This is a genomic window from Falsiroseomonas frigidaquae, assembly GCF_012163145.1.
GTDB classification, from domain to species: domain Bacteria; phylum Pseudomonadota; class Alphaproteobacteria; order Acetobacterales; family Acetobacteraceae; genus Falsiroseomonas; species Falsiroseomonas frigidaquae.
Map to the genome: position 1 here is coordinate 80,079 of NZ_JAAVTX010000005.1, position 19,764 is coordinate 99,842.

A 19,764-nucleotide genomic window follows, 5' to 3' on the forward strand; every position below is an offset into this window, starting at 1 on the left:
GCCCTGCTGGCAGCCCGGTTTCAGCCGAGCAGCCGGTAGAACACAAGCCCGCCAATCTCCGCCGTCGGCACCTGGCCGATCGCCCAGCGCGGCAGCGCATCGGCCGGGTGGTAATGCGTCGCGCCCCGCGCCGCATCCGGCAACGCGCCCGCCAGCGCCCGGGCGGCGATGCGGCGGCAGATGGCGAAGGCGGGGTCCTCCGCCAGGGAAGCGGCCAGCATGGCCGCGTGGCGCGGATTCTGCGGGTGCCAGCAGGCGAATTGGAAGGGCGCGCGGCAGATGCCGGCGACGTCACCGCCCAGGTGCTGCGGCCCGCCGGGCGTGCGGGCCAGGCGCAGGCGGTTCATCACCACCGCGGCCACACCCTCGATCCCGCGCACCGGGCGATGCCCGGCCTCGCCCCACAGGGTCCGCTCCAGCACGCCGGCCGCGCTGCTGCGCGGTGGCAGGTCCAGCGCGGCGCTCACCGGCTGCTCTCGGCATCGGCGCGGGCACCGAAGCCCATCTTGCAATTCGGCATGGCCTGGCCGGCGATGGCGGTGGCCGTGGTGGCGGTGCGGCTCACCTCGTCCAGCTTCTCCTCGATCCGCAGCAATTGCAGGGACAGGCGCGAATCGAGGTCACGGATCAGCGACAGCGGCACATAGGTCCGCGCCACCTCCAGCTTGAAGTCCACCAGCTCGTCGCGCGACGGGCCGGGATGCGGCACGGGGAACGCGACGGGGGGCGCGACGGTGGGCGCGACGGGGGGCGCTTCGGGCCGCGCCTGCAGCTCGCGCCGCAACATGTGCATCATCCAGAGCATCAGCGCGGCGAGCGGTGCATCCGCCAGCGCGGCCATGAGCTGGGGGGGGATCTCAGGGATCATCGGGATACTCCTTGAAGGGGGGCGGCGGCGGGACCACCCTGGGGGCGCCGCGGATTCAGGAATGCGGCGCCCAACCCCGGCCGCCGCCATGGCCGACAGGAAGAAGCGACCGCTCAGCGAACAATGTGGAACCAGCCCTATCTCGAGACCTGCTGCCGCTCCGCGCTGCACCGGCTGACACTGGTGGGCCAGCCGGGCCGCCCTGACGGGCTGAAAGACGGCCCCTGCCTGAACCGCCTGGCCGGCATGGGCCTGGCCCGGCAGCGCCCGGACGGGCGGTTCGAGGCAACGGAGGCGGGGCTGGCGCGCCACGCGACGGAGATCGCGCCGAGGAAGCGCGCCTGAGCTAGACGCCCCTCCAGGGCAGGGTGGCCGGCCGCAGCGCCGGCGCGCCGGGCAGCCGCACCGGCTCCGCCAGCAGGCAGCCGGCGACCGCGTCCAGCGCATCGTCGTGCTGGCCCGGCATCTCCGGCCGCCACTCCGCCATCTCCCGCGCGAAGCGGGTGCGGAACACGTCCTCATGCGCCAGCAAACGGCGCCCGGCGAGCACCGGGTCCAGCGCCGCCAGGATGCGTTCCGCCTTGGCGCGGCGGCTGGTGGCTTCCAGCACGCTGCAATGGATGCCGATGCGGGTCATCTCCCGCTTCAGCAGGCCGGGCAGGAACTTGCCGATGCCGTTGGTCTCCACCCGCAGCACCGGCAGCAGCAATTCGCGCGCGACCTGCGCCACCGCGCGGCATTGCTGGGTTGCCGCGTCATCCTCGCCATCCGGATCGTGCAGCAGATAGGCCAGGCGGTGCAGGTAGTGCCGCCCTTCCGCATCGGCATAGGTGCAGGCCAGCACGCTGGCATCGCCCACGCCGGGCCGGCCGAAGGCCGGATCCCACCAGCCACCGCCGGAGACCATCTGCCGGCCCATCAGCGTCAGCACGCCGCGGCCATTCGCCTCGCGGTAGTCGGTATCCTCCGCGTAGCGCAGGATCAGGGCGGGATCGAGCCGCGCAGCCTCCTCCGCCACCGCCTCCAGCAGCATCTGGCGGCGAAAGGCGAGCGGGCCGACACGCTGGCGCAGGGCGTCGATGCCAGGCTGGGTGAAGCGTTCCGGCCAGGCGCTGGCGCCCTGTTCATCCAGCAGCGGCAGTACCAGGCGGCGGTAGCCGGAAAGGAAGGCGTCCGGCCCCTCGGCATACAGGCTCTCCGCGCAATGCGGCGTGCCGACGAACAGCACGCGGCCGCCGGGCACCAGCACGAACTCCGTCTCCGTCAGGCGTTCGCGCAATTCGGCGCGCTGCCCTGCGGAGCCGCAATTGCCGGCGACCTCCACATCGTCGCAGACGATCAGGTCTGCGCGCGCGCCGGTGATGTTGCCGCCGATGCCCGCAGCCAGCATCGAGGCATCGCGCAGCACCGCTTCCCGCGCCACGGTGAAGCGGTCCGACGCCCAGGATCCTTCGCCATGGTCCGGCAGCAGCGCGCCGCACAGCGGATGCCGGCCGAGGATTCGGCGCACCGTCGCAACCATGCGCGTGGCCAGTGCATGATCGGCCGCCACCACCAGGATGCGGGTTTCCGGCGCGCGGTAGAGCTGCCAGGCGCAGTACAGCCCGACCAGCGTGGATTTGCCGCAGCCGCGGAAGGCCATCAGCAGCAGGCGCAGATCGCCCTGCTCGCCGCGATCCGACAGCCAGCGCAGCATGCGGCGATGCACCGCCGGCGTGCCTAGGCCGGCGAGGCGGTTCCAGATCCAGGCGAATTCCAGCAGGTCGGCAGGACGTTCGGTCATACATCCCCTTCCTTCGCCATCTGCGCCCGCATCGCCGCCAGCAGGTGGTCCTCATCCGGTGCCGCATCGGCTGGCTTCGCGGCATCGCCAGAGGTCATCGCCGCCAGCTCCGCCATATGCGCCAGCGCCGAGCGGGCGGCGGCCTGGTGCGCGGCGAAGGCCTTGGGGTCCGGCGGCACCTCGCCACGCGGCCAGGAGGCGACGAACTCGGCATAGTCGCCGGCGACACGCTGCATCGCCGCCGCCAGGGCCTCCCGTGGCAGAGGCGAGGCGGTAGGCTTGCCCCGGCTGGGACGCTTCATGCCTTCACCACGCGCACGCGCACCGTGCCGGCATTCAGATCCAGCGCCGCGCCACTACGGTTCCAGGCGGTGACCGTCACCACATCCTGCGCGCCGATCTGCGCCAGGAACACGGCGCCGGAGGTGGCAAGCGAGAAGGCGGCCTGCACGAAATCACCGGGCCGGGCGCCGCTGACCGGCACGTTGACCTGCGCACTGGCCCCGGCCGTGATCGAGGCCGGGTCCCAGGCCTGCTCCGCGACGAGTTCCCGCACACCGATCGGCAGGTCCGGCAGCCCGTACATCACGGCCGGCGCGTGGCGCGGGTCGCAGTTCAGCCGCAGTGCGCGCAACTCGTAATCGGCGGAGATGCGCGCGACGCCGATCACGGCCGTCGCCACGGCCGGTGAGAGCCGCACCGCCTGCAGCCGCGAAAGCCCCGCATCGGTCATGTCCGCGGCGCCCTGCCACCAGCGCGCCGTCGGATTCCAGACCATCGACTGGCCGGACGCCAGCACCAGCGGGCCGAGGCTGTCGGTCAGCAGGTTGTTGGCGCCATCGAAGCACATCACCACCAGGCGCGGCGCATCGGCATCGACGCTGAGCGCGAAGTCGCGGCAGCTTCGCGCATCCACGATGAAGCCGAGGCCACGCCCGCCGGTCAGCATCACGCCGCGATTGGTCAGGGTGAAGGAATCCAGTGCCGGAAATACGAAGTCATGCAGCAGCGCCGGACTGCCGGCGACGTTGGAGGACAGACAGGCCAGCTTCTCGAACCCCGTCTCCGTCGAGTTCCAGCGGATCATGGCGGCGCGCAGCGATGGCACGCTCGCCACCTCCCGCGTCGCGGCGCGATGCGGCGCGGCCTGGTGCAGCGCCTCCACCACACCGCCGAGGCGGCTGGCGGAGGCGGCGTGGTCGATCTCCACCTGGTAGCCCTGGCTGGCCCAGGCCACTTCATAGACATGGTCCTGCGCCGCGCCGGTATGGCGGGCGACGAAGCCGCTGCAGCCTTCCATTCGCACGCCTCGTGCGATGATGGCGCGGCTGTTCACCTCGCACAGGAAGGGAATGCCGGAGATCGGCCTGCCTTCCGCGTTCAGCTCGAAATTCGGGCCGTTGAACAGATGCCGGTTGTGCGCGACATAGGCGCCAGGCGCCGCGGACAGCCGGATGCCAAAGCGGTCCTTGTCCACATGCACGGTGGAGCCCACGGCGAAGTGGCCGCCATGGTAGCGGATGGAGGTATTCCAGGCGCCGGCCGTCGCGGTGTGGATATCCAGCCCGATCCGGTTGTTGACGATGCGACCGAGCTCCAGCGTGGAATCCTCGAAGCCGCGGCCGTCGCCCAGGGTACGGATGCCGATGGTGAAACCCTCGACGCGCCGCACCTCGATCAGCGATGCGTCGTGGTTGCGCAGCAGGATGCCGATCTCGGCTTCATCCTCCCACGCCCCCTGCGTCGCGCGCAGCACGGACAGGCCGCTATGCCGCTTGCTTGCGTTGCGCGCGGTGCCGCCATCGCCGATGGTCAGCGCAGGCTGCCCGGCGGGCCCGGCATAGACGATGCTGCCCAGCATGGTCAGCCCCGCCGCCGCACCGGGCAGGGTCAGCGGCTGGGTCGAGCGGAAGGTGCCCTCCCCGATCAGCAGCATCTTGCCGGACGCAGCGGCCGCATTCATCGCCGCCTGCAATGCCGGGCCATCTTCCGTCGCGCCATCGCCGGTCGCGCCGAAATCGCGCGCGCTGAGCTGTTCGGCCAGCTTGTCTTCCACCGTGTAGGGAACGGCACCAGGAAACGGCGCGCCGATCAACGCTGAATCGCGCGGCAGCAGCACCAGGTTGCCGATGCCGTCGAAGCCCAGCATGCGGTTGGCACGCGCGGCGCGCAGCGGCAGGGTGAAGCTGCCGCCAACCTCGGCGGGGTCCTGGCGCAGGGTGGAGGAAAGGTCTTCCCGCTGTTCCTGCAACGTGGCGACGATGCGGTCCAGCTCATCATTCAGCGTGCGGGCACGCAGCACGCCATTGTCCTGGAAATCCGTGCTGCGCTCCACGCGGATGCGGCGGCGCAGCGTGACGGTGCTGCCGGATGCGGGCGGCGTGGCGAGGATGACGCTGCCGCCCTCGCTGCTGCCGGCGCCGGTCACGCTGAAGCCGCCGGAAATCACCACGCCATCCAGGCGCAGCTCCATCTCCGAGGTCTGGAAGATCGGGAAGGGATAGGTGAACGCAACGCGGCTGCCGTCGCCCAGATACTGGACGCGCGGCGCGACGTCGCCGATGCGGATATGCTCGGCCATCATGGGCTCCGATGCTGTGGGGTGCTTGCTTCAATCGAGCAGGTTGCGCAGGGAACTGCCGAAGGTCGTGCCGGCGCGCAGGAAGCTGGTCAGCGAGCCGTCATTGTTCAGCAGGCTGCGTCGCCCCGCGGAAAGCCGGGCCGCGAAGATCTGGTCGCTATCCGCCTGCGCCGCCGCGGCTTCACGTTCGAGCCCCGTCGTCAGCGCGGCAGCGGAGCCCTCATCCGGAGAGATTCCGCCGGCCGCCAGGCGGGCACGGGTGGAGGCCAGCGTGCCGGCCAGCCGTGCCTCCCGCGCCCGCGCCTCGGCGGATTGCTGCAGCGCCGCCTGCTCGACGCGCGCGCGCTCCTGCTCACGCGCCGCAGTGGCCTGCGCCTTCGCATTGGCCGATTGCGCCTGGCCCTGCTGGACGCTGCTGTAGATGGAAGCGCCCGCGCCGATGGCGGCCGCGATGGGTGCGAGTTGCGCCATCAGTTGGAGATCCTCATGTCGGTGGTGACGGAAAGCAGTGTCAGCGGCAGCGGCGTCGCCCCCTCGATCCGCCACAGCGGCGCCATCGCGTCGCGCCGCCATCCCAGCGCACGCAGCGCGATGTCACCGGTGAAGGGCGCCGGCGCCGCATCCAGCAGCGCCGTGTCCAGCCGGCGGAACGGCACCGGCTGCACGCCGCGGCCGAGATCCACCTCCAGCGCCGGCGTCGCCAGCAGGCGGAAGGTGGCGGAGACCAGGCGCAGCGGCGCGGCGGCAGCGCCGCTGGCATTGCCGAGTGCCGGCGGCAGCGGCTCGATCACATGCCGGAAGGGCAGGCCCGCCTGCACCGTGCTCGCCGGCAGATCGAGCGTGATGGCGCCGTCCAGCACCAGCGCCGCGGCGCCCGGCGCGCCATCGGTCAGCACGCCGACCTGCCGCGCCTCGAGATGTGCGAGGCCTGTCCAGCGGTCCTGCGGCGCAGCGCTGCTGCCGGACAGCGCCGCATCCAGCCCAGCCGCGTTGTCGAAGCGCTCCAGCCGGAAGCTGCCGAAGCGTTCCACCAAAGCGTAGACCCGGCCTTCGGTTTCGGCCACCGCGCGGAAGGCGCCCTCGGTTTCCTGCCGCGTCCAGGCGGTGACCTGTTCGGCGCGATACAGCGTCAGCGTGGCAATGCTGCCATCCGCCATCACCACATGCAGCAGCCGCGCCGTCTGGTCATAGGCCATGGAGACCGGGCCCTGCACCAGGTGCCGTGCCACCAGCGCCAGGTCGTTCGCCTGGTAGGCATCGGCGACGTCGGTATAGGCGAATTCATGCACGCCACGGCCAGACCGTGCGACGAACAGCGTCGCGCCATCCACATCCACCGGCGGCACCTGGCGATCCACCGCGGTGCCGATCCGCGTCTGGCGGTTCAGCTGGATGGAGGACGGCGTCAGCGGATCGCCCGTCACCATCCATTCGGCGCCGGATGTGAAGACCTGCAGGTGCCGCCCGGAGAACACCGCGCGGATCGCATTCACCTGGTCGGAGACCAGCGCGAACTCGATCGCCTCGTCATCCAGCCCGGTGCCGCCATCGAAATCGCCGAGGTCGCCTGTGCGCGACAGCCACAGCCGGTTCGGCGCATCGCGCGACCCGCCGAGCACCAGCCGGTCCTGGTGGAAGCAGGCGGAGACCGGCCAGCCGCGCACGCCGCTGAAGGCGGTCTCCTGCCAATCCTGCGTCGCCAGCGTATCCTCCAGCGGCTCCTCCACCAGCGCAGTCGCGTTCTGCGGCCCTTCGACGGACAGGATAACCACGCGCTTGCCCTTCAGGCGGAAGCGGCTGGTGACATGACCGCCGCTGAAGACCGGCGCGGAACAGGTCAGCGCGACGGTGCCCGTGGTGGCGGAAGCGGACATCGCGACATCGCGCGTGAAATTGTGGAAGGCCTCCCGTACGAAGACGAAGGGCGTGATGGTCCAGGCGGTGTGGCTGCTGCGGGTCAGCCGCTGCGGCGGCATCTCCGGGTGGAACAGCAGCAGCGTGTCGGCGCTCTGCGTGAAGGCCAGTTGTGGCAGCATGACGGTGGACCACGGCGCCGGCAGGTTCGCGACCTCCGCATCGCCGAGGAACACCTGCAGCCGGCCCTCGCTCAGCACCAGCAGATAGGTCTGTTCCGTATTGAACTCGAACGGCATCAGCCGCGCGGGGCCGGGCAGCGTGGCCACATGCACCAGCCCCGGCCGGCGGGCGACGCCGCCGGTCGGCTGGATGACGACATTCCGCAACTGCCGCGCACCATTCTCGAAGGCACGCAGATCGGCGCGGCCGTACAATTCGGGGGCGAGCTCGCCGGCGGTGAAGGAGGATTTGATGCGGCGCGTGGCGATGGTCATGCGCTCATCCCCTCACATCGATCAGCGGGAAATGCTCGATGGCGCGTGGCGTATCCTGCTGGCTGTCGATCAGCCGCGCACTGCGCATCTCGCCCTCCGCAAGGCGGAACAGCATCTCGGCACGGGATGCGCTGTCGGTGAGCGGCAGGCAGAACTCGGCGGCCAGGCGTGCGACCAGGGCCTGGGCGAAGAAGGGCGGGAAGGCGCTCTCGTCCGGGCGGAAGATGTAGGTCAGCGTCACGCTGGTGGCATCGGCCTGCAGCTTGTCCTCATGCAGCCGGTACGGCATGCCGCCGCCACGCCCGCCACTGCCAGCCGACAAGGCGCGCAGGAAGCCGGTGGGAAGCTGGAAGGCATGCGCCATGTCGGCCGGCGGCGTGGCCGCAAGTCGTGGCAGGCTCGTCTGGCCGGTGGCGAAGGACCACGGGTGCGCCGAGAGCAGCGCATCGCGCGTGGACGCATAGAGATTCGCCGCTACCTCCGCTTCCGCGGTGCCCTCATCGAGCGAGGCGACGGGCTGCGCGCCGAGGCGCAGCAGGGCGCGCGAACAGAGCGCGACAGCGGTCAGGGCCATGTGGGTTCTTCCGATCCGGGATGGTTGGTTTGCTGGCGAGGTCCCCCCTCACCCAACCCTCTCCCCCCAAACGGGGAGAGAGGGGCTTGGCGGCGCGGACTATTCCGCCGCGCGCATCCGCACGACTATTCCGCCGCGCGCATCCGCACGACGCCGAAGTCATCCACCAGCGCCGCGCCCTGGCTCATCATGTTGGCGACGAAATGCGCCGCGCGGTCGCCGTGCCAGGTGATGTCGGTCTCGACCTCCGCTGCGGCGGCGTGGCCGATGGCGGTGCGGTGGTAGAAGTAGCAATGCCGCAGCCCACCCGAGAGCGTCAGGCCGGAATGCGGCATCCACATCGCGCCGAGCCAGCGCTTCGCCTGGCTGCCCTTCCACGGCAGCGCGTCCTCGCCGATGTATTCGGACGAGGCGAATTCCTCGATCTCCAGCAGCTGCGACCACTGCTTCCAGCCGACCACGGCGTAGCGCCCGCCATCATCCGGCACTTCCGCGGCGCCCATCATCTCGAAGGCCAGCAGCACCTTCGCCTTGGTCAGACCGTCGCTGTCCGTGGTACCGGCGGCAGTACCCACCGCCTCCCGCGTCGAGGCATCCAGCGCGGCGATGATCAGCTCATCCGTCTTGCGGCCGAGCGCATAGGCGCCGGCATTGGCCACGACGTTGCGCTCATCCACATTGGTCTTCAGCTCATCGAGGCGGTCGATCCAGTCGCCGGCGTAGTAGTCCTGCAGCACGCATTCGACCTGCGCATGCTCCAGGTTCATCACCGGCACGGAGCCATGCCGCGTCTTCGCCGCGGCAATGCCCTTGCCGACCTTCGGGAAGAAGGTGCTGGTGCCGGTCACGCCGGTCTTGGAACGCACGGTGGGGCGCAGCTTGCTGCCCTGGCGCTGGTAGGCCTCATGCACCTCGGCCTGGAACTGGCGGGTGAAGACGGCGTCGATCTGGGTGGAAGCGGACATGCGATTTCCTTGTCAGGGACAGGGGTTTTCTGAAGCGGCCGCACCGACGGTTCCCCGGCTGGGCCGGCGGCACGGCAGAAGCCCACAGCCCGCCAATGGCGGGTTGCCTGCGGGAAAGGGGTTCGGGCTACTCGCCGACGAGGCGCCGAAAGCCGTCCGTCACGCGCTTGACGAAATCCGGCTCCCGCGTGCGCCAGTAGCGCGGGTCGCGCATCATCTTCCGCAGCTCGGCCTCATCCGGCCCGGCCTCGGCCTGCGCCTCGCGGGTCAGGGAAGGCTCCTTGCCCTCCATCATCCGGTGCAGCGCGACCACGCCATCGGCGGTGGAGGACAGCGCGGTGAACACCGCCTCCGGCAGATGCGCGCGGCCCCAGGCGGAAAGCTGGCCGGCGATGCGGCGGAAGCGGTCCTCGCCGCCGAAATGCGCGCGCAGCTTCTCCACCTGCCGCCCGGCCTCGAATTCCGCGGCGGCCTCGGCGATCAGCGGCAGCAGCCGTTCGGCGGCCAGGTCATACACAAGCTGCACCTGGCGCGGGTTGAAGCCGGCCTCGTGCAGGCGCTGGTTCACCGCGGAATCCGGCGTCAGCAGCTCGTTCGGCGGCGTCACCTGGTATTCATCCGCGCTGTCGGGAATGCCCAGCGCGCGGCGCCAGCGCATGCGGTCCTCCTCCGGCGCATCATCGGCCGGCGGGGCGAAGCGCTGGGACAGGCGGCGTTCCAGCTCGATGTAGGATTTCAGCAGCGCATCCACCCGCAGCGCGCCCTTCGCCTCGTCCCAGAATTTCTCGGGGATCTCGGCGGGCCGGGTGTTCGCGCTGGCGGTTTCCGTCGCGGCTTCGAGAAGGTTCTCGGACATGCCGGGGCTCACTCCTGGTTCTGGTGAATGGGTGCGGTCACGGGCCGGATGATCTCCGGCGGCGCGCCAAGGGTGCGGGCCAGCCAGCGGGCGGCGGCCGGCGCGTCCAGCACCGCCTGCGCGTCCTTGCCCAGCCCGGCCGCGGCCTGCAGGAACAGCAGCGTGTCGGAGGCATCGGCACGTGCCTGCACGCGGGCGAGCGGCGAGCTGTAGACCAGCCGCGCCTCCTGCCCATCGGCCAGCAGCGCGGGCACTTCGCCGCGCCGGCGCAGCACCGAAAGGCAGCGCGCCACCAGCGGGCTCAGCAGCTCTGCCTGCAGCCTTCCGTAGATGGCGCCGAGCAGGCGGATGGAGATGGCGCTGCGTTCCGTCACCTCCGTCGCCGTCATGCCGGCCTTGTCGGAAGCCGCGATCCGGTCGGCGAGCAGCGCGCCGCGGATCCGCGTGCGCAGATCCTGCAGGATGAGCTGCGAGACATCGAAGTTTCCCGGCGCCGCCAGCGGCGTCAGCCCGGCGGAGCCCTGCGCCTTGGGGATGATGGCGCCCGGCACCAGCCGCACCGTCGCCGGGTTCAGCACGCCGTCATCCTCCGCCTGCCAGATGCCGGTGGCGGCGATGGAGGCGTTCTTCAGGATCAGCTCCACCACCTTGTTGGCGGTGCGGATATCCGGCAGCGCCTTGGCGACGGGGCCGCGGCCATAGGTCTCGCCGGGCACCTTCAGCCAGCGGAAGGCGATGAAGGGGTTTTCCGAGAACCGCCCCTCCGCCAGCAGTTCCGGCGCCGCCTCCCCGCCATCCAACACCACGGCGAAGCGGTGGCCGGCGCGCGCATCCGGCCACACCGCCTCCACCACCCGAAGCTGCGGCGCTTCGTCGTTGCCATCCTGCCTTGGCAGAACGAGCTGCGCCTGCGGCCAGCGGGCGCGGATCTCGGCGGGCGTCAGACGGATGGCGCGGAACACCGTGTCCAGCCGGCCCGAGGGGCCTTCCTCCAGCACCGTCTCGCGCAGCGGCACCGCGGTGAAGCGCAGGGCGGAGGTCTCGCCGGGCGGCGCTTCCTCCACCAGCAGCACGGCGGTGCCGGTCACCACGAGTTCGAGAAAGGCCTGGTGCAGTTCCAGCGCGAAGTTGGAGCGGTCCAGATGCCCCTGCAGCGTCTCCGCCGCATCCTCCAGCACCCTTGCGGCGGCCTGGGCGTCCGGGCCCTCGGCGACGCGGCGGGTCGGCGCCAGGCCGAACCAGCGGGACCAGGGCGGCGCCAGTTCCGCGAGCAGGGAGGCGGCGAGCTGTTCCGCCGCATCGGCCGCCGTCGCATCGAACAGCGGCGCGGCATTGGCGGCCGGCAAGGCGTAGTCGTAGCAATCCTGCCACCGCCCCTCCAGCGGGCGGCGCCGCGCGGCGGCGCGGGCGTGACGGGCGAGGATCTGTTCGGGTGTCATCATGGCCCTCACTCGCCCAGCAGGTTCTTGCGCGCGGTGCCGCCCGGCGCGGCGGCCAGCACCCCGCGGGCGGAGGTGGCGATGGTGCCGGCCAGGCCGCGGCGGGCACGGTCCAGCGCCCGCTGGCGGGCCTGGCGCGCGGCGTCCTCCGCCGTGGCCTCGGTGGCGGCGGCTTTCTCGCTGGCGGCCTGGACCGCGGTCTCGGTGTCCGTCGCGGTCACGACCGGCTTCGGCGCCTGGAACAGGCCACCCATGCGCGCTTCCTTCGGATCGGGTTGGCTCCTGGCCCAGGCCAAAAAAAGACCCGCCCGGCGAGGCCGGGCGGGTCTGAGTCTGGGGGACCGGGAGAGGAGATCGCCGTGGGACGCAATTCGTCCCGTGGCAGGGGGTTGATAGACCGGGCGTTTCACTGAGTCAATATTTATTCCTATCAAATATGATTATTTTCCTTTTCCTTGCCGCCGAGCGCCCGGAACAGCTGGAAGGGCGTCCAGGCCGCCGGCGCGCCACCACCCAGCAGGGCACGGCACAGCGCCACGCAGGTGAAGGGCGCGATCGACGGCAGGCGCTGTGGCAAGGGCTCCCCGGGGGTGAAGGGGCCGAGCACGCGCAGCCCGGCGCGACGGTAGAAGCTGGGCAGGTCGAAGCCGCCAGGCACCGGCAGGCGGGCCACCAGCAGGCGGCCCGACAACGGTTCCGCCACCGTCCATCCGGCCTCGTCGCCGAGCGCGGCGAAACAATGCCGGAAGCCGGGGCGCAGCAGGTGCAGCCAGGGCTGGTCGGCGACCCCGCCGAAGGCGATCCAGACGGTCTGCCCCGCCTCATCCGTCGCGCGGCGATGCACCAGGCGGCGGGTCGAGATGGCCTGCGCCTGGCCGGTCACGACAGGCGGCTCCCGTTGCGCCCCGGAAAGGGCACCACCTCCGCCTCCTGCATCCCGCGCGGCGGGCCGCCGACGATGCCCTTGGCGCGCAGCGGGAAGTCCAACCGGTCCATCGCTTCCCGCCACAGCCGCAGGTCGCCGGCTTCCTGCGGAATGCGCGGGCTTGGGGATTCATGCCGCTCGCCCCAGATACGCATGATGCGGGCATGGGCCAGATCGATGCGGCGCTGGCGGTACAGCCGGTCGAGGCATTTCACAACGTCATCCGGCTCGCATGGCCGCACCACCAGGCCGCGACCTGCGCCGAGGCGCGCGCCGTCGCGCCGGGCGGTCAGCGCGGCCATGGTCCAGAACCAGGCATCCTCGGCGGTGGCGAAGGGCTGCGCGCGGTCCATGCTGGCGAGGATCGGGGCGCGGCAGGGGGCGATGGACATGGGGCGGGGGTCCTCTGCAGGTCGATTCCTGAACAAAACAGGAACAAAAGCTGCTTAACCTGTTCCACCCGAGGTTGCAAGGATATCGTTCCTATTGCATCGCGACTCGAAACCTAGGATGTGCCACCCAGGATGCGGCGCCCTGACCGCCGCCTTCCAATTCGAGGATTGCCTTGGCCATGCGGCATGAGGATATCTGGCGGGCGATCGACGCCCTCGCCGCCGAACACGGCCTCTCCGCCTCCGGCCTCGCCCGCCGGGCCGGGCTGGATGCCACCGCCTTCAACCCGTCCAAGCGGACCGGGGTGGACGGCCGCGCGCGCTGGCCCTCCACCGAAAGCGTCGCCAAGGTGTTGAGCGCGACCGGCACGGGGTTCGAGGCCTTCGCCTCCCTGGTCACCGGCGCCCCGGCCCTCTCGCGCGGCGGCCGCGGCCCGATCGCCCGGCGCATCCCGCTGATCGGCCTGGCGCAGGCCGGCGGCGAGGGCTTCTTCGACGATGGCGGCTATCCGGTGGGCGGCGGCTGGGACGAGATCTCGGTGCCCGACGTGCCCGACCCGAATGCCTACGCCCTGGAGATCAGTGGCGAGAGCATGGAGCCGGTGTTCCGCGACGGCGATGTGGTCATCGTCTCCCCCGGCGCGCCGGTGCGGCGCGGCGACCGCGTGGTGGTCCGCACAAGGCAGGGGGAGGTGATGGCCAAGGAGTTGCTGCGCCAATCCGCCCGGCGGGTGGACCTGGCCAGCCTGAACCCGGCGCATCCGAACTACAGCTTCGACCTGGCCGAGCTGGCCTGGATGCACCGCATCATCTGGGCGACCCAATAGGGTTCAGTATTCGGCGTAGATCTCGATGAGGTTGTCCTCCGGATCGCGGAAGAACAGGGTGCGGTGGCGCCAAGATGGCAGGTCGGTCGGCCCGCGCAGCATCGCCACGCCCTTGGCCAGCAACGCCGCGTGGCAGGCCTCGATCGCCGGCGGCGCCACGCGGAAGGCAAGCTGCACGCAGGCCGCGCCCGGTACTGCCGCGCCGTCGTCGCAGACGCTCCAGACCCCGCGCGGGCGCAGCGACAACAGCCCGGCGCCGATCCGGAAGCTGGTCCAGTTCGGGCGGTCCTCCTCGATCGGGAATTCCATCACGTCCCGGTAGAAGGCTCTGGTCTCCGCCATCCGGCGGCACAGCAGCACCGTGTGGTCCAGGTTGCGGATCCCGCCGAGGCTCACGCCTTCAGCCTTCCCGATCGCGCGGCAGCGCCACCTGCGGCAGCAGCGGTGCCAGCGTCTCCAGATCCTTCTCCGCCCGGCAGGCCAGGTAGCGCGGCCCGTCACCCGGCGCCGGGGCGCCGATCGGGAAGGCGGTCAGGCCGATATCGCCATAGACCCGCAGCAGCCCGGGCCCGACGCGCCAGAAGGCCGCATCCACCCCTTCCCGCTCGCACATGTCGCGGAAGCGCCAGATGGCGGCGACGCGGTCCCGCTCCTCCCCCGCCGGATCGCCGAGCGCCATCCAGATGCCGTTGCGCCGCACGAAGCCGAAGCCGGCGCGGCCGGATTCGCTGAAGAGGGCGCCATCGGCCAGTTCGGGGGCCTCCGCCCCCAGCGCCTTCAGCCGGGCGCGCACCTCCGGCCCCCAGGGTTCCGGCAGGATGCGGGCGGGGCGCAGCAGGCGCACCGCCGCCACCAGCAGCAGCACCGCGGCGAGGCCCACGGAAAACCGCAGGCTGTCCGGCGCCAGCGGGGATGCCACCACGCCCCACCAGCTATCCCCGGCCACCTTGCCGCCATAGCTGACCAGCGCCAGCATCAGCGCGCACAGGCCGACGACCACCAGCGGCAGCAGCGTGGACCCGGCGAGCGGTTCCTTCATCAGCCGCGCGGTGCGGTAGAAGGCGCTGCGCATCGCTGCCAGCAGGCCGGCCACCAGCAGGAAGGCGCCCCACAGCCACCAGCCATCCTCGCGCAGCCAGCAGATCAGCGCGCCGGTCAGCAGCAGCACCATCCCGGCACCCCAGGCCAGGGTCAGCCGCCGCAGCAGGCCATAGCCCATCACCAGCAGCAGCGACCCGATGACGGAGGCCGCGAAATGCGACGCGACCGCCGCCTCATACCCCGCCCAGGCGGCCACCGCCGTATCCCGCGCCGGCAGCGCACCGACGAAGATCAGCAGCGCGCCACCGATGCCGACCAGCCCGGCGATGGCCGGCACCTCCAGCGCATCGGTCACGCCCTGTTCCGTGGCGAAGCGCTTCAGGGCATGGCGGCGCTGCGCGATCTCGAAGCCGGCGAATAGCGTGCCCGCCACGAACAGCGGCACGATGTAGTAGTACAGCCGGAACAGCAGCAGCGCGCCGACCACCTGCGCCGGCGTCAGCCAGGGCGCCAGCCCGATCAGGATGGCGCCGTCGAACACGCCGATGCCGCCGGGCAGGCTGGCGGCGATGCCCGCGGTGTAGGCGGCCACATAGATGCCGAGGAAGCGCAGGAAGGTCAGCCCCTCCGCCGGCGGCAGCAGCACGTAGAAGATCATCGCCGTAACCGCGACATCGACGCTGGCCAGCGTGGTCTGCGCCACCGCCATGCGGAAGCCCGGCAGGTCGATCCGGTGCTTGAAGATGGTGATGTGGCTGCGGATGCGTGACAGCGTCACATAGGCCAGCACCGCCGCCCACATCAGCACGCCGACCACGCGCATGGCCCAATGCGGCACATGCTCGCCGAGGCCCGGCACCACATCCGGCTCCACCAGCAGCACAAGGCCGCCGAGCGCGAAGCCACCGAGGCCGAAGGTCAGGCTGGTGAAGGCCACCACCTTGGCGATCGCCAGCGGCGGCAGCCCCCAGGCGGCGTAGAAGCGGTAGCGCACCGCGGCACCGGACACCGCCGCGAAGCCCAGATTATGCGCGAGCGTATAGGCGCAGAAGGAAGCGAGCGAGGTGCGTGCATAGCTGACCGGGTAGCCGGCATAGACGCTGCCAAGCCGGTCGTAGATGGTCAGCACCGCATAGGCCAGGACGGTCCACCCCGCCGCGATCCACAGCGTCAGCGGCGGGATGGCGGCCAGTGAGGCGCGGATATCCGCCACTGAAAGGCTGCGGAATTCCTTCTGCACCACCCAGATGGCGGCAATCAGCAGCAATACGCCGAAGCCGGCCACGCCATGCCGACGCAGCAGCCCGCCGAGCTTCTTCACGCGGCCGCGTCGCCGTTCGCGGCGCCGATCGTAGCGCCGCTCGCGGCGCCCGGCGTAGTGCCGCTCGCGGCGCCGGGCGTGCCACCGGTGCTGGCGGGCCGGGCCAGCGCCGTCTCGATCAACCCGATCGTGCCGGCAATGCCGTACAGCGCGACGAAGCCGCCGAAGCGCGGTCCCTCCGGCTGGCCGAGCAGCACCTGGTACAGCGCGTTGAACCAGGCGCGGGAGACGCCGGGGCGGCCATCCTTGGTCATCTCGATGAAGGGCTCGCGGCGGCCGGCATCATAGACGATGTCCTGGATGGCACGCGCCTTGGCGTCCGGGGCCAGCGCCTCCAGCTCCTCGGCCTGCGCCCGCAGCGCGGCGGCCAGCGCCTCGAAGGCCGGGCGCTCGGCCTCCGTCGCCGGGCGGTGCTGCTTGTTCGGCGCGACGCGGTCCCGGTAGTAGGACACGGCGTGTTCCACCAGGCGGGCCAGCAGCGGATGCGTCTCGCCGCTCGCCTCGGGCGCGTAGCGGCGGAGGAAACCCCACAGCATCTCCGGCGCATCGGCGTTGATGACGCTGGCCAGGTTCATCAGCATGGTGAAGGACACCGGCGTGCCCGGGTCGTTGGTCGGGCCGCCATGGATGTGCCAGGCGGGATTGTCCGGCCCCGGCGCCGTCCGCAGCCGGTCCAGATTCTGCACGTATTCATCGACGGCGCGCGGAATCACGTCGAAATGCAGCCGCTTGGCGCGGCCGGGCTGGTTGTACATGAACTGCGCCAGGGATTCGGGCGGGGCGTAGTGCAGCCATTCGTCGATGGTCAGCCCATTGCCCTTGGACTTGCTGATCTTGCCGCCTTCCTCATCGAGGAACAGCTCATAGGTGAAGCCGATCGGCGGCTGGCCACCGAGCACCCGGCAGATGGCACCGGAGAGCTTCACGCTGTCGATCAGGTCCTTGCCGGACATCTCGTAGTCCACGCCGAGCGCATACCAGCGCAGCGCCCAATCCGCCTTCCACTGCGCCTTGCAATGGCCGCCGGTGATGCGCGTGCCGTGGCGTTCCCCGGTTTCCGGATCCACCCACACCAGCAGGTCGTCGGCCGGCCGCACCTCCTCCATCGGCACCTGCATCACCACGCCGGTCTTCGGGTGGATCGGCAGGAAGGGCGAATAGGTGGCCCGGCGTTCCGGGCCGAGCGTCGGCAGGATCACCGCCCGCACATCCTCATGCCGTTCCGCCATGCGCAGCAGCGCCGCATCGAACTTCCCCGAACGATAATAGTCGGAGGATGAGGCGAATTCGTATTCGAATCCAAAACGATCGAGGAAGGCGCGCAGCCGGGCGTTGTTGTGGTGCCCGAAGCTCTCATGCGTGCCGAAGGGATCCGGGATGGCGGTGACCGGGCGGCCGAGGTGCTGCAGCAGCATCTCCCGGTTCGGCACGTTGTCCGGCGCCTTCCGCAGCCCGTCCATGTCGTCGCTGAAGGCGATCAGGCGGGTCGGCAATCCGGTCAGCTTCTCGAAGGCGCGGCGCACCCAGGTGGTGCGCGCCACCTCCCCGAAGGTGCCGATATGCGGCAGGCCGGAGGGGCCGTAGCCGGTCTCGAACAGGGCCGCCGTTTTGCCGCCGGTCCGGACCCGATCGGCGACCTTGCGCGCCTCCTCGAAGGGCCAGGCCTTGGCGGTGGTGAAATCGGCGGACATGGCGACGGTCATCCTCAGGCTGGAGACGGTGCCGCCTTATAGGTGCGGCGCTCCTTCCAGGCGAGGCCGTCCGCGACCGGAGCGGGCGTTCACAAGCCAGCATAAATTTGCGCTTAGGTTGATCCCGGTCCAGCCTGTATTGCCTCGCCCCATCCGAACCCGTCTCGCCTGTCCCCGTCTCGCCTGTCCCCGTCTCGCCTGTCCACGAAGGAAATGCGCCATGCCGGCCTGCCCCTGCTGCTCCGTCGCCTTCCCGCACCGGACCGCACCCCATCCGGCCGGACCCGGGCGCGGTCGCCGCGGCCTGATGGCGGCCTTTGCCGGCCTGGCCGCGGGCGCCGCCACCGGATTCCCGCTGGCACGCCCGGCCCGCGCCTCCAGCGGCCTGCCCCCCACCACCCTGACCCCGGACCAGGCGCTGGAGCGGCTGATGCAGGGCAACCAGCGCTACCTGGCCCAGGCGCCGCAGCCCGGCCCGGGCAATCGGGACCGCCGCGCCATCCTGGCCACCGGCCAGGCGCCCTTCGCCGCCGTGCTCGGCTGCGCCGACAGCCGCGCGGCGCCGGAGGTGCTGTTCCAGGCCGGGCTCGGCGACATCTTCGTGGCCCGCAACGCCGGCAACCTGGCGGATACCGGCGCCATCGGCAGCCTGGAATATGCCGTATCCAATCTCGGCGTGCCGCTGATCATGGTGCTGGGGCATGAACATTGCGGTGCCGCCGGCGCGGCCGTGGCGCTGGCGCAGCAGCCGCTCGCCTTGCCCGCGCATCTGCGCGACATGCTGCTGCCGATGCTGCCCGCCGCCCTGGCCGCGCTGCGCGCCGGCGGCGATACGGTGGAGGGTACCGTCCGCCTCAACGTGGCGCTGAATGTCAGCCGCCTGCTGACCGAAAGCCCGGTCCTGGCCGCCGCGGCCACGGCGGAGCGGCTGAAGATCGTCGGCGCCTATTATGACCTGGACACGCAGCAGGTCTCCGCCATCCAGTGATTGGCCGGGGCCCTGCTTTGCGCTATGCGGGCCGACCATCCTGGACAGGAGAAGCGTGTGATGCGTGTGGGTGTGATCGGCGCCACCGGAGCGGTGGGGCGGGAGCTGGTGGAGGTCCTCGGGCGGCGTCGCTTCCCGGTGACGAAACTCCGCCTCTTCGCCTCGGGTCGCAGTGCCGGCACGATTATGCCCACGCCCTTCGGCGACACGGTGATCGAGGAATTCAGCCAGGACGCCGCGCGCGACCTGGATCTGGCGCTGCTCGCCGTCTCCGGCGACTTCGCCAAGAAGCACGCCCCCGGCCTGGTCGCGGCCGGCGTGACCGTGGTGGACAATTCCTCCGCCTTCCGGCTTGAGGATGATGTGCCGCTGGTGGTGCCGGAGGTGAATGCGGCGGCGATCGGCGATGCGAAGCTGATCGCCAATCCGAACTGCACCACCGCCATCCTTGTGGTGGCGCTGGCCCCGTTGCACGCCGCCTTCGGCATCAAGCGCGTCATCGTCTCCACCTACCAGGCCGCATCCGGTGCCGGGGCGGAGGGCATGGTGGAGCTGGAGCGGGAGACGCGGCGCGTGCTGGTCGATGGCGAGAAGGCCCGGAACGAGGTCTTCGCCCATCCGCTGGCCTTCAACGTCATCCCGCACATCGACAGCTTCCAGCCCAATGCCTACACGCGGGAGGAGATGAAGGTGGCGTGGGAGTCCCGGAAGATCATGGGCCTGCCCGATCTTCTGATCTCCTGCACCGCCGTCCGCATCCCGACCATGCGCGTGCATGGGGAGAGCGTGACGATCGAGACGGAGCGCCCCGTCACCGCCGAGGCCGCCCGCGCCGTGCTGCGCCAGGCCGCCGGCGTGAAGGTGCTGGATGATCCGGCCGCCCTGCTCTACCCGATGCCGCTGACGGCGACCGGCCAGGACGATGTCGAGGCCGGCCGCATCCGCGCCAACCCGGTCTTCGGCGATTGCGGCCTCGATTTCTTCCTCTGCGGCGACCAGCTGCTGAAGGGTGCGGCGCTGAACGCGGTGCAGATCGCGGAGCGGGTGCCGGCCTTGACCAGAACGGCGCTGCGGGTGCCAGCCTGAGCAGAAACCTGTGCCATCTGGCACGATACTGATGTTTTCGCTCTTTGTTCTGTCGGGTTCTGCCGCCACATTGGCG

The 19,764-nt window shown here is 70.8% G+C and carries 21 protein-coding genes; 4 read left to right on the top strand and 17 right to left on the bottom strand.

Annotated elements, in window-relative coordinates; translation table 11 throughout:
* Positions 1-20: 20 nt before the first annotated feature.
* Positions 21-467: a cell wall hydrolase gene (locus HB662_RS16585; RefSeq protein ID WP_168050947.1), complete on the bottom strand. Its 447-nt coding sequence runs from the start codon at positions 465-467 to the stop codon at positions 21-23.
* The gene (locus tag HB662_RS16590) at positions 464-868 is read right to left on the bottom strand and encodes a hypothetical protein (RefSeq protein ID WP_168050948.1); all 405 of its coding nucleotides are present in this window, start codon (positions 866-868) and stop codon (positions 464-466) included. Before HB662_RS16590 ends, HB662_RS16585 begins: the two co-directional genes overlap by 4 nt.
* Positions 869-991: 123 nt before the next feature.
* Here HB662_RS16590 and HB662_RS16595 point away from each other — a divergent pair, with 123 nt between their 5' ends.
* Entirely contained in the window at positions 992-1,213 is a 222-nt protein-coding gene (locus HB662_RS16595) for a hypothetical protein (protein ID WP_168050949.1), read from the top strand.
* Position 1,214: 1 nt separating this feature from the next.
* Here the strand turns inward: HB662_RS16595 and terL are convergent, their stop codons facing one another.
* The 12 genes from terL to HB662_RS16655 all read right to left on the bottom strand — a co-directional run bounded on the left by terL (position 1,215) and on the right by HB662_RS16655 (position 12,734).
* Entirely contained in the window at positions 1,215-2,651 is a 1,437-nt protein-coding gene (gene terL / locus HB662_RS16600; protein ID WP_168050950.1) for a phage terminase large subunit, read from the bottom strand.
* Complete coding sequence (locus tag HB662_RS16605; RefSeq protein ID WP_168050951.1) at positions 2,648-2,953, bottom strand: hypothetical protein; 306 nt, start codon at positions 2,951-2,953, stop codon at positions 2,648-2,650. Before HB662_RS16605 ends, terL begins: the two co-directional genes overlap by 4 nt.
* Positions 2,950-5,235 (bottom strand): phage tail fiber domain-containing protein, encoded by a 2,286-nt coding sequence (locus HB662_RS16610; RefSeq protein WP_245185702.1) that lies wholly within the window; start codon positions 5,233-5,235, stop codon positions 2,950-2,952. Before HB662_RS16610 ends, HB662_RS16605 begins: the two co-directional genes overlap by 4 nt.
* A gap of 27 nt (positions 5,236-5,262) precedes the next feature.
* The gene (locus HB662_RS16615) at positions 5,263-5,703 is read right to left on the bottom strand and encodes a hypothetical protein (protein ID WP_168050952.1); all 441 of its coding nucleotides are present in this window, start codon (positions 5,701-5,703) and stop codon (positions 5,263-5,265) included.
* Positions 5,703-7,583, bottom strand: a complete 1,881-nt coding sequence (locus tag HB662_RS16620; RefSeq protein ID WP_168050953.1) for a hypothetical protein — start codon at positions 7,581-7,583, stop codon at positions 5,703-5,705. Before HB662_RS16620 ends, HB662_RS16615 begins: the two co-directional genes overlap by 1 nt.
* Before the next feature lie 4 nt (positions 7,584-7,587).
* Positions 7,588-8,157, bottom strand: a complete 570-nt coding sequence (locus HB662_RS16625; RefSeq protein WP_168050954.1) for a hypothetical protein — start codon at positions 8,155-8,157, stop codon at positions 7,588-7,590.
* A gap of 125 nt (positions 8,158-8,282) precedes the next feature.
* Positions 8,283-9,122 carry a phage capsid protein gene (locus HB662_RS16630; protein WP_168050955.1) on the bottom strand — a complete coding sequence of 280 codons (840 nt, stop codon included), beginning with the start codon at positions 9,120-9,122 and terminating at the stop codon, positions 8,283-8,285.
* A gap of 127 nt (positions 9,123-9,249) precedes the next feature.
* The gene (locus tag HB662_RS16635) at positions 9,250-9,978 is read right to left on the bottom strand and encodes a capsid assembly protein (protein WP_168050956.1); all 729 of its coding nucleotides are present in this window, start codon (positions 9,976-9,978) and stop codon (positions 9,250-9,252) included.
* 8 nt (positions 9,979-9,986) lie between these two features.
* Entirely contained in the window at positions 9,987-11,420 is a 1,434-nt protein-coding gene (locus tag HB662_RS16640; protein WP_342449524.1) for a portal protein, read from the bottom strand.
* Positions 11,421-11,425: 5 nt separating this feature from the next.
* The gene (locus HB662_RS16645) at positions 11,426-11,671 is read right to left on the bottom strand and encodes a hypothetical protein (RefSeq protein WP_168050957.1); all 246 of its coding nucleotides are present in this window, start codon (positions 11,669-11,671) and stop codon (positions 11,426-11,428) included.
* A gap of 176 nt (positions 11,672-11,847) precedes the next feature.
* Positions 11,848-12,300, bottom strand: coding sequence for a hypothetical protein (locus tag HB662_RS16650; RefSeq protein WP_342449525.1), 453 nt, complete (start codon positions 12,298-12,300; stop codon positions 11,848-11,850).
* Complete coding sequence (locus HB662_RS16655; RefSeq protein ID WP_168050958.1) at positions 12,297-12,734, bottom strand: hypothetical protein; 438 nt, start codon at positions 12,732-12,734, stop codon at positions 12,297-12,299. The genes HB662_RS16650 and HB662_RS16655 overlap by 4 nt, the downstream gene beginning before the upstream one ends.
* Before the next feature lie 179 nt (positions 12,735-12,913).
* Here HB662_RS16655 and HB662_RS16660 point away from each other — a divergent pair, with 179 nt between their 5' ends.
* Complete coding sequence (locus tag HB662_RS16660) at positions 12,914-13,561, top strand: S24 family peptidase (protein WP_168050959.1); 648 nt, start codon at positions 12,914-12,916, stop codon at positions 13,559-13,561.
* A gap of 3 nt (positions 13,562-13,564) precedes the next feature.
* Here HB662_RS16660 and HB662_RS16665 read toward each other — a convergent pair whose 3' ends face one another.
* From HB662_RS16665 to HB662_RS16675, 3 genes are read right to left on the bottom strand one after another with little or no spacing between them, the layout of a single operon-like run.
* Entirely contained in the window at positions 13,565-13,957 is a 393-nt protein-coding gene (locus tag HB662_RS16665; protein WP_209443341.1) for a VOC family protein, read from the bottom strand.
* A 4-nt stretch (positions 13,958-13,961) separates the two neighbouring features.
* Positions 13,962-15,923 (bottom strand): phosphatidylglycerol lysyltransferase domain-containing protein, encoded by a 1,962-nt coding sequence (locus HB662_RS16670; RefSeq protein WP_168050960.1) that lies wholly within the window; start codon positions 15,921-15,923, stop codon positions 13,962-13,964.
* Entirely contained in the window at positions 15,920-17,614 is a 1,695-nt protein-coding gene (locus HB662_RS16675) for a lysine--tRNA ligase (RefSeq protein WP_408871633.1), read from the bottom strand. Before HB662_RS16675 ends, HB662_RS16670 begins: the two co-directional genes overlap by 4 nt.
* Before the next feature lie 220 nt (positions 17,615-17,834).
* On the opposite strand from HB662_RS16675, the gene HB662_RS16680 reads away from it, so the two are divergent.
* Entirely contained in the window at positions 17,835-18,602 is a 768-nt protein-coding gene (locus HB662_RS16680) for a carbonic anhydrase (protein WP_168050962.1), read from the top strand.
* A gap of 60 nt (positions 18,603-18,662) precedes the next feature.
* Positions 18,663-19,688 (top strand): aspartate-semialdehyde dehydrogenase, encoded by a 1,026-nt coding sequence (locus tag HB662_RS16685; RefSeq protein WP_168050963.1) that lies wholly within the window; start codon positions 18,663-18,665, stop codon positions 19,686-19,688.
* Positions 19,689-19,764: the final 76 nt, after the last annotated feature.

What these genes read in the sequence shown, in the direction of transcription:
- HB662_RS16590 (WP_168050948.1), bottom strand. Translation starts at nt 868, where the DNA reads ATGATCCCTGAGATCCCCCCCCAGCTCATGGCCGCGCTGGCGGATGCA.
- HB662_RS16595 (WP_168050949.1), top strand. Translation starts at nt 992, where the DNA reads ATGTGGAACCAGCCCTATCTCGAGACCTGCTGCCGCTCCGCGCTGCAC.
- terL (WP_168050950.1), bottom strand. Translation starts at nt 2,651, where the DNA reads ATGACCGAACGTCCTGCCGACCTGCTGGAATTCGCCTGGATCTGGAAC.
- HB662_RS16605 (WP_168050951.1), bottom strand. Translation starts at nt 2,953, where the DNA reads ATGAAGCGTCCCAGCCGGGGCAAGCCTACCGCCTCGCCTCTGCCACGG.
- HB662_RS16610 (WP_245185702.1), bottom strand. Translation starts at nt 5,235, where the DNA reads ATGATGGCCGAGCATATCCGCATCGGCGACGTCGCGCCGCGCGTCCAG.
- HB662_RS16615 (WP_168050952.1), bottom strand. Translation starts at nt 5,703, where the DNA reads ATGGCGCAACTCGCACCCATCGCGGCCGCCATCGGCGCGGGCGCTTCC.
- HB662_RS16620 (WP_168050953.1), bottom strand. Translation starts at nt 7,583, where the DNA reads ATGACCATCGCCACGCGCCGCATCAAATCCTCCTTCACCGCCGGCGAG.
- HB662_RS16625 (WP_168050954.1), bottom strand. Translation starts at nt 8,157, where the DNA reads ATGGCCCTGACCGCTGTCGCGCTCTGTTCGCGCGCCCTGCTGCGCCTC.
- HB662_RS16630 (WP_168050955.1), bottom strand. Translation starts at nt 9,122, where the DNA reads ATGTCCGCTTCCACCCAGATCGACGCCGTCTTCACCCGCCAGTTCCAG.
- HB662_RS16635 (WP_168050956.1), bottom strand. Translation starts at nt 9,978, where the DNA reads ATGTCCGAGAACCTTCTCGAAGCCGCGACGGAAACCGCCAGCGCGAAC.
- HB662_RS16640 (WP_342449524.1), bottom strand. Translation starts at nt 11,420, where the DNA reads ATGATGACACCCGAACAGATCCTCGCCCGTCACGCCCGCGCCGCCGCG.
- HB662_RS16645 (WP_168050957.1), bottom strand. Translation starts at nt 11,671, where the DNA reads ATGGGTGGCCTGTTCCAGGCGCCGAAGCCGGTCGTGACCGCGACGGAC.
- HB662_RS16655 (WP_168050958.1), bottom strand. Translation starts at nt 12,734, where the DNA reads ATGTCCATCGCCCCCTGCCGCGCCCCGATCCTCGCCAGCATGGACCGC.
- HB662_RS16660 (WP_168050959.1), top strand. Translation starts at nt 12,914, where the DNA reads ATGCGGCATGAGGATATCTGGCGGGCGATCGACGCCCTCGCCGCCGAA.
- HB662_RS16675 (WP_408871633.1), bottom strand. Translation starts at nt 17,614, where the DNA reads ATGTCCGCCGATTTCACCACCGCCAAGGCCTGGCCCTTCGAGGAGGCG.
- HB662_RS16680 (WP_168050962.1), top strand. Translation starts at nt 17,835, where the DNA reads ATGCCGGCCTGCCCCTGCTGCTCCGTCGCCTTCCCGCACCGGACCGCA.
- HB662_RS16685 (WP_168050963.1), top strand. Translation starts at nt 18,663, where the DNA reads ATGCGTGTGGGTGTGATCGGCGCCACCGGAGCGGTGGGGCGGGAGCTG.